12 protein-coding genes and 1 pseudogene are annotated in these 12,801 nt (G+C 52.2%); 7 read left to right on the forward strand and 6 right to left on the reverse strand.

The window, feature by feature from the left end; all coding sequences use genetic code 11:
- Nucleotides 1-28: 28 nt before the first annotated feature.
- Both EXW94_RS02320 and EXW94_RS02325 read right to left on the reverse strand, forming a co-directional pair.
- Complete coding sequence (locus EXW94_RS02320) at nt 29-655, reverse strand: helix-turn-helix domain-containing protein (RefSeq protein WP_120158846.1); 627 nt, start codon at nt 653-655, stop codon at nt 29-31.
- A 78-nt stretch (nt 656-733) separates the two neighbouring features.
- Nucleotides 734-1,393, reverse strand: a complete 660-nt coding sequence (locus EXW94_RS02325) for a helix-turn-helix domain-containing protein (RefSeq protein WP_174339392.1) — start codon at nt 1,391-1,393, stop codon at nt 734-736.
- Nucleotides 1,394-1,826: 433 nt separating this feature from the next.
- Here EXW94_RS02325 and EXW94_RS02330 point away from each other — a divergent pair, with 433 nt between their 5' ends.
- From EXW94_RS02330 to EXW94_RS02355, 6 genes and pseudogenes are all read left to right on the forward strand, one after another.
- Nucleotides 1,827-2,357 carry a fimbrial protein gene (locus tag EXW94_RS02330; protein ID WP_029485046.1) on the forward strand — a complete coding sequence of 177 codons (531 nt, stop codon included), beginning with the start codon at nt 1,827-1,829 and terminating at the stop codon, nt 2,355-2,357.
- Nucleotides 2,358-2,417: 60 nt separating this feature from the next.
- A complete protein-coding gene (locus EXW94_RS02335) occupies nt 2,418-3,095 on the forward strand; it encodes a molecular chaperone (protein ID WP_174339393.1) in 678 nt (225 codons plus the stop codon).
- A 28-nt stretch (nt 3,096-3,123) separates the two neighbouring features.
- Nucleotides 3,124-5,666 (forward strand): annotated as a pseudogene (locus tag EXW94_RS02340) (fimbria/pilus outer membrane usher protein).
- 1 nt (nt 5,667) lies between these two features.
- Nucleotides 5,668-6,618 (forward strand): spore coat protein U domain-containing protein, encoded by a 951-nt coding sequence (locus tag EXW94_RS02345; protein ID WP_174339394.1) that lies wholly within the window; start codon nt 5,668-5,670, stop codon nt 6,616-6,618.
- A 10-nt stretch (nt 6,619-6,628) separates the two neighbouring features.
- Nucleotides 6,629-7,141 (forward strand): fimbrial protein, encoded by a 513-nt coding sequence (locus EXW94_RS02350; RefSeq protein WP_174339925.1) that lies wholly within the window; start codon nt 6,629-6,631, stop codon nt 7,139-7,141.
- Nucleotides 7,142-7,180: 39 nt separating this feature from the next.
- On the forward strand, nt 7,181-7,822 hold the full coding sequence (locus EXW94_RS02355; RefSeq protein WP_174339395.1) for a LuxR C-terminal-related transcriptional regulator: 642 nt from the start codon (nt 7,181-7,183) through the stop codon (nt 7,820-7,822).
- Between the two features lie 63 nt (nt 7,823-7,885).
- Here the strand turns inward: EXW94_RS02355 and fdhF are convergent, their stop codons facing one another.
- From fdhF to ycgZ, 4 genes are all read right to left on the reverse strand, one after another.
- Nucleotides 7,886-10,036, reverse strand: coding sequence for a formate dehydrogenase subunit alpha (fdhF, locus tag EXW94_RS02360; RefSeq protein WP_120158839.1), 2,151 nt, complete (start codon nt 10,034-10,036; stop codon nt 7,886-7,888).
- A gap of 188 nt (nt 10,037-10,224) precedes the next feature.
- The gene (locus EXW94_RS02365; protein ID WP_174339396.1) at nt 10,225-10,503 is read right to left on the reverse strand and encodes a biofilm/acid-resistance regulator YmgB/AriR; all 279 of its coding nucleotides are present in this window, start codon (nt 10,501-10,503) and stop codon (nt 10,225-10,227) included.
- Nucleotides 10,504-10,532: 29 nt separating this feature from the next.
- The gene (locus EXW94_RS02370) at nt 10,533-10,853 is read right to left on the reverse strand and encodes a hypothetical protein (protein WP_126815378.1); all 321 of its coding nucleotides are present in this window, start codon (nt 10,851-10,853) and stop codon (nt 10,533-10,535) included.
- Nucleotides 10,854-10,857: 4 nt separating this feature from the next.
- Complete coding sequence (ycgZ, locus tag EXW94_RS02375; RefSeq protein WP_010430219.1) at nt 10,858-11,097, reverse strand: regulatory protein YcgZ; 240 nt, start codon at nt 11,095-11,097, stop codon at nt 10,858-10,860.
- A 341-nt stretch (nt 11,098-11,438) separates the two neighbouring features.
- Between ycgZ and EXW94_RS02380 the strand changes: the two genes are divergently transcribed.
- Entirely contained in the window at nt 11,439-12,659 is a 1,221-nt protein-coding gene (locus EXW94_RS02380) for a diguanylate phosphodiesterase (protein ID WP_174339397.1), read from the forward strand.
- Nucleotides 12,660-12,801: the final 142 nt, after the last annotated feature.

Genomic DNA, 12,801 nt, shown 5'->3' on the forward strand with positions numbered 1-12,801 from the left:
CGTATGCGGCCTTTTTTGTGTCTGGAGTTCAGTATTTGGCGGGAAGCTTATTGATTTTTATCAGCCTGCCTTCATCGATTTCAATAAATCCGCCTGTTTTGAGATCGGCCAGAATGCGCATAACGCCACTGCGCGAAAGCTGCGTTTTTTCCCTGATATACCTTTCTGCCGTCACGCCGAGCCGATAAGCCTCATCTTCCTCCATCAGCTTAACAAGCTGCTGGCGAATCATCTCATACGCCGTCGGTGCGCCTTGTGGCATCACGTTGTTATACAGTCGGCTATAGACAAACATCAGCTGGTTAGAAAGCAGGCCCCATAACGCTTTCTCTTTAATAATTTCACTGACCTTCTCGGTAGGGAGAATGCCAATCAGGCATGGGCTCACGGTTTTGATGTAATCATTGAAATAAATGTCCGTCAGATTTGCGAGACCAAACAGAGCAGGGCTGCGGGCGGTGGAGAGCATCATGTCATCGCTTCTGCGGTAGACGGCAATTGTCCCCTCCAGAATTAAATAACAGATCCCCTTGCCGTCGACCTGAAGATCGAATTGTTCGCCACGGCCTGTTCTGCGCGTGGTGCAGTACGGCTCTAAATAAGAGATCAGTTCCTGGGCGTAGGGAGAGCCGCGATGTTGTTGTGCTGAAGACATTGTCTGAAACCTGAAAAAAGACCGGACTGATTATAGTGTCGCTCTTATCCTCCACCTTCTCCAGATATAAATGTGAGCTCAGTACTTTCGGGGTAAGTGATGGATATCCATCAGCACGCCGCGCACCATAGTGATGTATTTACCCGTTCGTAACTCCGCCAGAATACGCATAATACCGCTACGCGAAAGATAGGTCCGGCTTTTGATATAGGCCGCGGCGGTCGTATTGAGCCTTATCGCCTCAGGCTCCTGCATCAGTTCAACAAGCTGAAAGCGGATGATGTCGTAAGCCGACATTTGCGATATCTGGGCACAGTGTTCATAGACGCGTGAGGCGGTATAGATCAGCAGGTTAGAAAAATGCTCCCACAGATTTTGCTGCGCAACGATGCAATTAAAACGCTCCAGCGACACAGCTGCGACTTCGGAGGTTTCCAGCGCCCTGACATAAAGATGCTCAGAGGAGAACTGGCTGCTTACACCCAGAATAAAGGGCGCTGATTCAGAATTTAAGACAATACCATCTCCACGGCGGTGTAAGGCCACGCTCCCCTGGATCAGTAAAAAACACTGGCGAATATCGCTCTTGTAATAGTGAACCACTTCCCCTCTGGACAGTATTTTCCTTTCTGCTGAAGGAAGTAGGGTATCGATAATTTTTTCAATGTGCTTATAGGGTTTTAGGTGGAGCACGGTGGAATTGTCTTTACTACATTCTATAGCCATTCGGGTATTCATCAGATGCCTCATTCACGCATGCGATCATTTTTTGATCGGCATAGAGAATTATCTTAAAAAACAGCATCTCAGGGAATGACCGAAGCAGGTCTAATAATAGACTGGAGGATGTGTAAAATCTAATCTTATGAATTTAAAGGCTTTGTATTAAGAGTCTAAAAGTAGACCCATGAATAACATGTCTAAGGTTTATCTAAAGGGAATGTTTCGTGATTGTTAAATGTAAGTCTACAGCTAGACCTCAATTAGATTGTGCGCTGAATAAGAGTTGGTTAAATTTTGACTCGTCGACAGGAATGCTCAGACTTCTATTTGTGAGTCATTTATCGGGTTCCTGACAAAAAATAAAAGGCAACGCTCAGGTTGATTGAAACTTGTGGGGAACGTTTGCCCGGATTTCAGTAATAAATAAAGTGATACAGGGTTGGATATTATGAAAAAGAAAATGATGATGGCAATGCTGGCAGTGAGTTCTGCACTGCCGATGACGCAGGCTTTTGCTGCAGCGGGTACCGTTAATTTTAACGGTAATATTCTGGATTCCGCCTGCGACGTTGATGTGGCGTCTCAGAACCAGGTCGTCGTATTGGGCGATTATTATAAAACTGAATTCCCGACAACGGGAGCCAGAACCGCTGCCACACAATTCAGTATTGTATTGAAAAACTGTCCGGTCACGGTGACTAACGCGAAAGTGCGCTTTGACGGTACGCCTGATTTAAGCAACGCCAGCCTGCTGGCGATTGACTCCTCGGTGGCGGGGGCGGCAACAGGGGTGGCAATCAACCTGATGAGCGCCGATAAGGCCGATCTGCCTCTGCATGGCAGCAACAGCTATTCCTATGCACTGAGCAGCACCGCAGATAATACGCTGAACTTCTATGCGCAGTATATTTCGACCGCCGCGTCAGTCACTGCCGGTCCGGCAAACTCGGTCGCGAACTTCTCCGTAGTTTACAACTGAGTTTTTGCAGCAATCAGTAGGGGGCTAACCCGGCCCCTTTGTTTTACGAGGTTTTTTCCCATGCATTTTATCAGAACAACAGGGCTGGCGGTGGCGCTGTTACCGTTGGCATTAATGACGGCCAATGCCGGGGTGATTATTGGTGGTACGCGCGTTATTTTCGAGGGTGCGAAGAAAGAAGCCACAATCAATATTACTAACCCTGACAATACTCCTTATTTAATCCAGTCGTGGATAGATATGCAGGATGGGGTGTCGGGTAAAACGCCGTTTATTATTACGCCGCCGCTGTATCGCCTGGACGGTGGACAAAAAAATCTTGAGCGTATTGTAATGACGGGCTCCCTGCCTCAGGAGCAGGAAAGTTTATTTTGGTTGAATATTAAAGCGATTCCCTCAGCCTCACAACAGATGAACGCCCTGCAAATTGCGGTAAAGACGCGGATTAAATTAATTTATCGACCTGATGGCTTGCGGGCGTCAACGCCGGAAGAACAAGCGACTAAATTAACGTGGCAACAATCCGGGAATGCGATTCAGGTGAATAATCCCACGCCCTACGTAATCAATTTCAATGAGATTACCCTGGGCGGGCGAAAACTTGATGATGTGACCTATGTTTTACCCGGCGCATCAGCCCGGTTTTTATTACCTGAAGGGGTGAGTGGTCATTCTCTCACATTTAAAGTCATTAATGACTATGGCAGTCCTGGCACCGCACATCAAGCCAGTTTCTGATGTTCGTGCATTCATTAGGTTTCCTGCAATGACATCATCAACACATATGATACGGCCTGCTCGTCTGGCGATATTTATCGCCTGTGCACTTGCCGGTTCATCACAGGCACTTTATGCCAGTGAAACGTTTAATACGGAACTGGTTGAGCTGGATAATCCTGGAATGGGCAAAGCAGACCTGTCGGCGTTTGAAACAGGCTCTCAGGCACCGGGAACGTACCATGTTGACATCATTCTTGACGACCAGTTAATGGAGACCCGCGATATCACCTTTGCCGCAGTTAAAAGCGACGACGGGAATGAGATATTGCAGCCTTGCCTGAGCATCGACCAGTTAAAACAGTGGGGAGTGAAAACCGCGCTATTTCCTCAGCTTGCTTCGGGAAAAAGTGACTGCGCGGATCTTCAGGCCATTCCGCAAGCAAGTACCGATTTTCAGTTTGGCGCTCAGCGCCTTCTGATCAGCATTCCACAGGCGGCGATCGATCTGCCCGCGCGAGGCTATGTGTCGCCAGAGATGTGGGATGAGGGGATCGCGGCGGCCATACTCAATTACAGCCTGAGCGGCGCGAACACCCGGGCGAGCCACGGTGAAGGCAACAGCAGCGACAGCCAGTATGCCAACCTGCGTCCGGGGATCAATATCGGTCCGTGGCGTCTGCGCAATTACTCCACGTGGTCACGGGACGGTTCCGGTCAGGACCGGTGGGACACCGTCTATACCTACGCGCAGCGTGCCGTGATCCCCCTGAAAGCACAGCTGACGCTTGGAGACAGTTCTGCACCGGCTGACGTGTTTGACAGTATGCCGTTTCGCGGCGCTCAGCTGGCATCTGATGACGACATGTTGCCAGATTCCCTGAAGGGGTATGCCCCTGTCGTGCGGGGTATCGCGCGCACCAATGCGCAGGTTGTGGTGCGTCAGAATGGTTATCAGATCTACCAAAGCTACGTAGCACCCGGTGCATTCGAGATTACGGATATGTATCCGACCGGAGGGGCTGGCGATCTGGACGTGACGATCAAAGAAGCCGACGGCAGCGAGCAACATTTCATACTGCCGTACGCGTCGTTGCCGGTACTGCAGCGCGAAGGCCGTCTGAAATATGCCCTCACCGGGGGGCAATATCGATCCTATAACCACAGCGTTGACAACACGCCTTTCGGGCAACTTACCGGCATTTATGGCCTTAAGCACGGGATTACCCTCTATGGCGGAGTGCAGGGCTCAAGCAAATATCGGTCGCTGGCGCTGGGGGTGGGAAGAACATGGGCGATTTCGGCGCGCTCTCAGCAGACGTCACGCAGGGTTGGTCAACGCCGGATAACACAGCCAAAACCAACGGTCAGTCCTTGCGCGCGAGGTATAGCAAGAATTTCGTGAATACCGGGACGAATTTTTCCATCGCGGGATACCGCTATTCAACACGCGGTTATTACGGGATGCAGGAGGTGCTGGATTCTTACGGAGACAGCAGCGCGCTTCAGGAAAGGCGGCGTAACCGTGCAGAGCTGACGATGAGCCAGACGCTGGGCGGCGACCTTGGGTCTCTAACCCTTAGCGCGGCGCGGGAAGATTACTGGAACACCGGTAAGTCGATGGCTTCCTGGAGTGTCGGATACAACAATGACTGGCATAACATCAACTACGGGGTGACCTGGGCATACAGCAAAAATGCCAGCGCAGCGGCATACGGCAGCGGCAGCGGGAAAACCTATGACCATGACCAGCAGCTGGCATTCAACGTCAGCGTGCCGCTGGATAAATTCCTGCCGCGGACGTGGGCCAACTATGACATGAGTGCCAGCAAGAATAATGGCACCACGCACAACATCGGCATGAACGGCGTTGCGCTGGAAAACAGCGCGCTCAGCTGGAACGTGCAGCAGGGTTACGGCACGAACGGCGTGGGTTACACCGGCAACATGAACGGTGATTACAAAGGCACCTACGGCGAACTGACGGCGGGCTATGGCTACGACAAAAACAGCGAGCGTCTGAATTACGGGCTGCAGGGGGGCATACTCGCCCACGCCGATGGCGTCACGCTTTCTCAGCCGCTGGGTGAGACGAATGCCCTGATTAAAGCGCCCGGCGCACGGGGTGTCGATATCCGTAATCAGTCCGGAGTACGTACGGATTATCGCGGTTATACGGTGGTCAGTAATTTGTCCGTGTACCGAAAAAACGATCTCATCCTCGATCCGGAAAATATGCCTGACGATGTTGAACTGGAGATCAATACCCGTACGGTCACCCCGACGCGCGGGGCCGTGGTGAGAGCAGACTACCTTTCCAGAGTCGGACGCCGGGTGCTGATGACCCTGACAGACAACAACCGTCCCGTCCCGTTTGGGGCCGTGGTCACCCTCGCGGGTGACCGTAACAACAGTTTCATTGTGGGCGACCGCGGCCAGGTGTATTTAACCGGCATGAGCGAGCAGGGGACGTTAGTTGCGACCTGGGGAAACCAGGACATCCAACAGTGCCGTGCTGATTTCAGTCTGCCGAAACAATCAACCTACAGTGGAATAACGGACGTGAGTGCCACGTGTCGCCAGGAGCATTAACATGAAATTCATTCAGGCTATTTTACTGCTCTGTTTACTCACGTGCTGGAATAACAGCGTGCGTGCAGGGACCTGCACGACAATAACACCGCAAGTGTCCACGCTGTCGGTGGGCACGATTAATGTCCAGCGCGATGCGCCTGTCGGCACGGTGATATTTTCCGGCGCAGCCACCTATACGGGATCCTATCTTACCGGGTGCAGTAATCCATTAATGCTCGGATTTAGCATGCGCTATAACAACGCCACGTTGAGCAGCTATGGCAACCATGTTTACAACACCAATATCAGCGGGATTGGTATTCGTTTTTCTTCGAATAACTACTTTGAAAATCCGACCAATACGTTTTCTTATAATGCGCAGACCTCTTATGTTGACTGGTACGGCGGTAGAGTTGAGCTGGTGGTCACCGGTCAGGTATCGTCAGGTGCCTTAACGCCTGGAGTCATAGGCGTAGTGACACTTCAGGGGAACGACGGCGTCTACCGCGACGGCCTGACGACCCAGCTCACCAGCGGGACGATTAACGCGCTTGCATGCAGTATTACCACGCCTCCGCTGACGTTCCCCATCGGCGATATCTCCGCCTCAGCGTTTGGCACGGCGATCGGCACCACCCCCACGGGCGCGCAGAATACGCAAAATCTGGGGTTAACCTGCACCCCCGGAACCAATATTAGCGTTTCGCTTGGCGGAATTCAGAACCCGGACAGCACCAATACCAGCGTAATGGCGCTAACGGGACAGGGGATGACCGGTACGGCAAAAGGCGCGGGCGTGCAACTTTTATATAACGGCACGCCGCTGGTGCTGAATAGCCGCCTGCTATTAAAACAATCTTCGGGTGGACTAGAGACGCTGCCGTTAACGGCGCGATATTACCAGACGTTAACGTCTGTCGAATCCGGCGCGGCCAATGCCTCTGCCACGCTTAATTTGACCTACCAGTAGCAGGTAAATGATGAAAATATCGCAGAAGAAACTGGCCTTTCTCGCCTTATTGAGCTGGAGGGCTTTTTCCGCCGATAACGTGAATCTTGACGTGACGGGAAATATTGTGGCCTCGCCCTGCATATTCAATGGCGGGAATACGCAGCTGGATATTAATCTCGGCAATATTCAGGCGACAAACATGGTGACGCCGGGATCATCCTCCGACCCGGTGACGTTTAATCTGCAGTTTACGCAATGTCCCGCGGGGACGCGCAGCGTGACGGTCTCCTTCACCGGAAACCCCGATCCGGTAGCTGGGGCGGACTACTACATGAACAGCGGCTCGGCAACGAACGTGGCGGTGGCCATGCGTGAGGCGGGGACCGGCACGCTCAAAGGAACGGGCTCTAGCATGACGCAAAATATTGCAGCAGACCGAACGGCCAGCATGCCCATGCAGGCATCGGTGATATCCCAGACCGGTGGTGCGACGCCGGGAAGCATCAGCGCGGTTGTTGTGATGACGATGCAATACAACTGAATGCCGGAAAGCGCATTTATCATGAGACATGGGGGATCTATGTTGAATATCCTGATTCAGGAAACGGATTTATTTTTTCAGGCCGGGCTGCGGTATTTTTTCGAAGATTTTTTTGAGCATAATTTTCATCGATCCATCCATTTTAACGCTGGCCTGACCGAGGACAACGTCATTCAGGCCGATATTATTGTCCTTTCGCTCTGTCAGGGGGAAACGCTGACCTGTTTTCCTGAGTTACAGGTCCGGGAAAAAGGGATTGTGATAGGTCTGGTGGATGATGAGCACCGTTTTTCCGCGTTGCCCTCCTGCTTTCAGGACATTATTTTTCTCTCTCGCCGCGCTTCGCTCGATCGTATAAGCGGGGCATTGTTTATCGCCTTGTTCAGGACGCAATTACCGGGCTACGCCTGGAATAAAAAATCCTGTTTCGAATGCCAACATAAAGTCCTGTCACCGCAACAGATTCGAATTATGGTGAATTTCTATCAGGGACACTCGGTTGTGCAGACCGCCAACATATTAAAGATGAGTGATAAAACGGTCTTTACCCATAAATATATGATGATGCAGAAGTTTAACCTGCGCAGTGATTACGAGCTGATCCTTCTGCTCAGAAGGTTAATGGAGAAAAAGAGTCGGCCAAACCCGCTGCGCGATTACCTGGAAAATAATTATGCATGAGCGGTAATTTGATATTGCTGCAGAGAATATGCCGGGCAAGCGTAGCGCCGCCCGGCAGTACATTCACACGTTTACCGCACTGATTAACCGCGACTTCATGGACTGGTAGGCCGACGCCGCAAAGTCCTCGGCCCAGCGCTGATCCTCAATCGCCTCCAGCTGCACCGCGCAATACTTCGTTTCCGGCGTTTTGGAGACGGGGTCGAGGTTATCCTGGGTCAGCTCGTTGCAGGCGCCAATCCACCACTGATAGGTCATGTAGACGGCTCCGGCATTGATGCGTTCGCTGATGCTGGCGCGGGTTATCACTTTACCCCGGCGTGAACGTACCCAAACCAGTTGGCCGTCTGCAATTCCCAGTCTATGGGCATCGGCAGGGTTCATCTGGACGCGTCCAGGCTCGTCGGCCAGGCTTTGCAGCGCCGCGCAGTTTCCGGTCATGGAGCGACAGGAGTAGTGCCCCACCTCGCGTACCGTGCACAGCACCAGCGGGTAATCCTCATCCGGGGTTTCCGCTGGCGCGCGCCAGGCGGCGGCAAAAAGCTGCCCTTTGCCCGTTGGGGTGTCGAACTGATTGTCCTTGTACAGGTAGGGCGTACCGGGGTGATCGAGCGTCGGGCACGGCCACTGAACATGGCCCATCTCGCCCATTTTTGCGTAGGTCACGCCGTAGAACAGCGGGCACAGTTCGCGCATTTCGTCCCAGATCTGCTGGTTGTCGTCGTAATGCATCGGGTAGCCCATCTCCGTCGCCAGCAGGCTTATGATCTCCCAGTCGCGCTTCACGTTGCCGCGGGCTTCAATAGCTTTTCCGAAGCGCTGGAAGCCACGATCGGCGCAGGTAAAGACGCCGCCGTGTTCACCCCATGACGTGGCCGGTAACAGCACGTCCGCCACTTCCGCCGTTTTGGTCATAAAGATGTCCTGAACCACCACGAAATCGAGCGCGTCGAAACCGCGACGGACCAGGCCGAGATCGGCTTCTGTCTGAAGCGGATCTTCCCCCATGATGTAATACGCTTTGACCTTACCTTCCAGCGCAAGATGCGGCACTTCGGTGATGCGCGTTCCGACGCGATCGTCCATTCTGCTGACGTCTATCTTCCACGCATCGGCAAATTTCTGTCTGACCGCTGGGTCCGTTACCTCCTGATAGCCGGGGAACATATTGGGTAGAACGCCCATGTCACACGCGCCCTGAACGTTGTTTTGCCCGCGCACCGGGCCAACGCCGACCGCCGGACGGCCCAGGTTGCCCGTCAGCAGCGCCAGGCTGGAAAGGCCTTTCACCACATCGACCGCCTGACCAAACTGGGTAACACCCATCCCCCACATTACCGTCGCTGACGGTGCCGCCGCGAACGTGCGCATTGCCTGACGCACATCGCGCGCGGGGATGCCCGTCAGATGCTCTACGCGCTCTGGCGCGTAATCTTTGACGATCTGTCGGTACGCCTCCAGCCCTTCCGTAAAACGTGCGACGTAGTTTTTGTCGTACAGTTCCTCTTCCAGCAGCACATAGCCAAAGGCATTCACCAGCGCCATGTTGCTGCCGTTTTTCAGCTGAAGATGCTGATCGGCAATGCGTGCCGTTTCAATGCGACGCGGATCGCAGACGATGATTTTTGCGCCATTCTCACGCGCTTTCAGCACGCGCCGGGCGACGATAGGGTGAGAGTCTGCGCAGTTATAGCCGAACACCAGCAGGCATTTTGAGTTTTCAATGTCGTTGATCGAGTTACTCATGGCGCCGTTACCGAGCGTCTCCTGCAAACCGGCAACCGAAGGGCCATGGCAGACGCGCGCACAGCAATCGACGTTGTTGGTATTAAGCACGGCACGGGCGAATTTCTGCATGACATAGTTGGTCTCATTACCCGTTCCTCGCGAGGAGCCGGTGGTCATGATTGATCGTGGACCGAACTGTTCTTTGATGCTCTTGAGCCTGTGGGCGGTATAGCGAATGGCCTCTTCCCAGGTGACGGGGGTGAACGCCTCTCCTTTGTGGTAGCGGATCATGGGCTGCGTCAGGCGGGGGGTGAGCAGGCGGGTGTCGTTAAGGAAATCCCAGCCGTAGAATCCTTTCAGGCAAAGTGTGCCCTGATTGGTGACGCCGTCTGCTGCTTCGGCTCGGATAATACGGTTATTTTCAACAACGAGGTTAAGTTTGCAGCCTGCACCGCAGTACGGGCAGACGCTGGCGATTTTTTTCATCAATAACAGACCTGTTAAGAAATGAAGCAATGTTTAACTGGAAAGCCCAGTCCCTTATTAGCTTAAGCAGGAACCATGCCACATTGCTTGTGCTTGATTTACAGGGTGTTATGGAGGGAGTGCGTGTCATCGTCAGGCTGTTCGTCAGAATTGACGATGACACGTTCGCTTTTTGTGAGGAAGGGGGGTCAAAGATCGTCCATGGTGTAGCCGACGACGATTTCCAGCGTCTTGCGGATCACATCCGCCTGAACGACATCGTCAGTGGCTTCCAGCGTCTGGATCAGCCAAAGGATAATGGCCTTATTGGTCAGATGCCCTTCAGAGGCAAGGACACAGCGTACTGCAGTAGAAAAAACAGCGGACTCTTCAGCAAAACGTTCGCCTGCATGACGGAAGTACTCCGATAACGCACTGTCTAAAAAGGCAAAATGAAATTCGGGTTGAAGCTGAATATTTTGTCTCATTTGTTCTCACCGTAGCTGTATGGTTGCAGTCAATGTATCTTCTTTGGATCGGACGGTTTTCCATTACCAAATAACGGCACTACATTGTCTCGACTCTCTTTGAGAGATCCCTCTCTTTTTGGTCGTCCGTGTGCGGTTCTGCGACGTTTAAAGGCGAGGTCATTTGAACCGATTTCGGCAATCACCCTCGCAAGTGTCTCCCGCCGCTGGGGATCCTTTTCACGTGCTTTCATATTGCGCAGACGCTGGATGAGACCTTCGGTTGTCACGGGGCCACGCTCTCTCAGAAGAGAAAGAACGGCTTCACCGATTAGCTGGTCGATCAGGCGATCTGCGTCACTACTGTTCATCAGGTTACCGTTCGAAAAGCAGTCCAAGCAGCATGTGATAATGCTGTTCCTCTTCCGGGCCTTCAGCCCTTTCGAGACGACTTAAAAGTTTGGTACAGAGCGATTTGCGATTGAGATGTCGCCCGTCGCTAAGAATTTCAACAACCACCTGACCCAGCGTCTCCTGTTGGGTAGGTAGCGCGGCTTTCTCGAAGTACTGCGCGATTGCTGCTGCTGAATCTGCGACATAACCGTTCTGGTTCATGTTTCGCTCCTGTAAATATCCGTAATCAGTAACGTTACAATTAAGGTATACATATTTTTCAAATCTGTACATTCAAAATGTACAGATTTTTAGATTTTTCTTGATATATTTTATAATTTTTATAAATATCAGTTGGTTGTGATTGTATCATTCAGCGTTATCGTTGCAGGATATATTGTACAATCTCTATTGTGCTCAGAGAGTTGTACAACACCAAAACCCGGCTTTGTAAATGCGCTAAATCATTGACGTGTAAATTATTTGTTAAGCAATGAATGTGCTATAACAACACTCTATCCACGATCTTTTCGTGGCCGAACCTATAAACCCCCAGGAATAGCATGCTAACAACCATCATTTACCGCAGTCATATCTGCGAGGACGTTCCGGTGAAAGCGCTGGAAGAAATGGTAGCTGCTGCAAATCGTAAAAATCGGCACTCCGATGTCACGGGGATCTTGCTGTTTAACGGCACACATTTTTTCCAGTTACTTGAAGGGCCAGTTGATAATGTGACGGCCATCTATCAGCATATCTGCCGTGACCCGCGACATCATAATGTGGTGGAACTCATGTGCGATCATGGTCCCTTCCGACGCTTTGGCAATGTGGGTATGGAGCTTTTCGATTTGCGTCAATTTGATACAGACGAAGTGCTCCAGCAGGTGCTTGATAAAGGGACGACGAAGTACCGGTTGACGTATAGCGACCGTGCCCTGCAGTTTTTCCGCACCTTCGTTGAGGCCACCGAAAAAGCCAACTATTTTGAACTGCCTCCGGCGAACAGCTGGGAATTTATTCCCGAAGAGACGCCTTTATCCGCGCAGTCAGAGGTTGTGGCAAAAGGTGCAGATTGCAGCTTTGCGTTTCAACCTATCGTCGATCCCTTTATGCAACAGATTGTCTCCTGGGAAGCGCTGATTCGTACGCCCGAAGGGGACTCACCTGCTGCCTATTTTCAGACTCTGCCGCGAGACGCGCTTTATGAGGCCGATCTGAAGAGCAAGCAGGTGGCACTGTCGATGGCCAGCGCGCTGGGGCTACACACCCAAACGCTGTCCCTCAATCTGCTGCCGATGACGCTGGTTAACGTCCCTAACGCGGTTGATTTCCTGCTCACGGTCATTGAGGCGAATGGTTTTGTGCCGGAACAGATCGTTGTCGAGTTCACGGAGAGTGAAGCGATCTCCCGCTTTGACGAATTTACACATTCAGTCAGGCAGTTAAAGAGCGCGGGTATCAGCGTGACGATCGATCACTTTGGCGCAGGGTTTGCCGGGCTGCAGCTGCTGGCGCAGTTCCAGCCGGACAGAATTAAGATTAATCGGGATTTGATCGCCAACGTGCACAAAAGCGGCCCGCGCCAGGCGATTGTACAAGCCATCATCAAATGCTGCGCGTCCCTGGAAATCCAGTTCTGCGCGGTGGGGGTAGAGCTGGCTGAGGAGTGGATGTGGCTGGAATCCGCCGGGATTTCGCAGTTTCAGGGGCATCTGTTCGCCAGCCCGCGCCTGGGCGGGATCCCGGCTGTTGCCTGGCCTGAAAAAAAGAACGATTTTTAAAAACCTGTACATGACACCCGAGAGTTAACTGTACGAACAGAGAAATTTGGACAACAATAGATAAACGAGTGAAAGGATTTGACCCCTTTCACTTGTCTCATAACGGGGAGTTGTTTATACAAATGCGTTATACAATCTGATA

The organism is Enterobacter sp. JMULE2, from assembly GCF_013337145.1.
Taxonomy (GTDB): domain Bacteria; phylum Pseudomonadota; class Gammaproteobacteria; order Enterobacterales; family Enterobacteriaceae; genus Enterobacter; species Enterobacter mori.

Coding starts and splice junctions, on each gene's coding strand:
- EXW94_RS02345 (WP_174339394.1), top strand. CDS start 5,668: ATGAAATTCATTCAGGCTATTTTACTGCTCTGTTTACTCACGTGCTGG.
- EXW94_RS02380 (WP_174339397.1), top strand. CDS start 11,439: ATGCTAACAACCATCATTTACCGCAGTCATATCTGCGAGGACGTTCCG.
- EXW94_RS02325 (WP_174339392.1), bottom strand. CDS start 1,393: ATGAATACCCGAATGGCTATAGAATGTAGTAAAGACAATTCCACCGTG.
- EXW94_RS02330 (WP_029485046.1), top strand. CDS start 1,827: ATGAAAAAGAAAATGATGATGGCAATGCTGGCAGTGAGTTCTGCACTG.
- EXW94_RS02320 (WP_120158846.1), bottom strand. CDS start 655: ATGTCTTCAGCACAACAACATCGCGGCTCTCCCTACGCCCAGGAACTG.
- ycgZ (WP_010430219.1), bottom strand. CDS start 11,097: ATGAACCAGAACGGTTATGTCGCAGATTCAGCAGCAGCAATCGCGCAG.
- fdhF (WP_120158839.1), bottom strand. CDS start 10,036: ATGAAAAAAATCGCCAGCGTCTGCCCGTACTGCGGTGCAGGCTGCAAA.
- EXW94_RS02350 (WP_174339925.1), top strand. CDS start 6,629: ATGAAAATATCGCAGAAGAAACTGGCCTTTCTCGCCTTATTGAGCTGG.
- EXW94_RS02365 (WP_174339396.1), bottom strand. CDS start 10,503: ATGAGACAAAATATTCAGCTTCAACCCGAATTTCATTTTGCCTTTTTA.
- EXW94_RS02335 (WP_174339393.1), top strand. CDS start 2,418: ATGCATTTTATCAGAACAACAGGGCTGGCGGTGGCGCTGTTACCGTTG.
- EXW94_RS02370 (WP_126815378.1), bottom strand. CDS start 10,853: ATGAACAGTAGTGACGCAGATCGCCTGATCGACCAGCTAATCGGTGAA.
- EXW94_RS02355 (WP_174339395.1), top strand. CDS start 7,181: ATGTTGAATATCCTGATTCAGGAAACGGATTTATTTTTTCAGGCCGGG.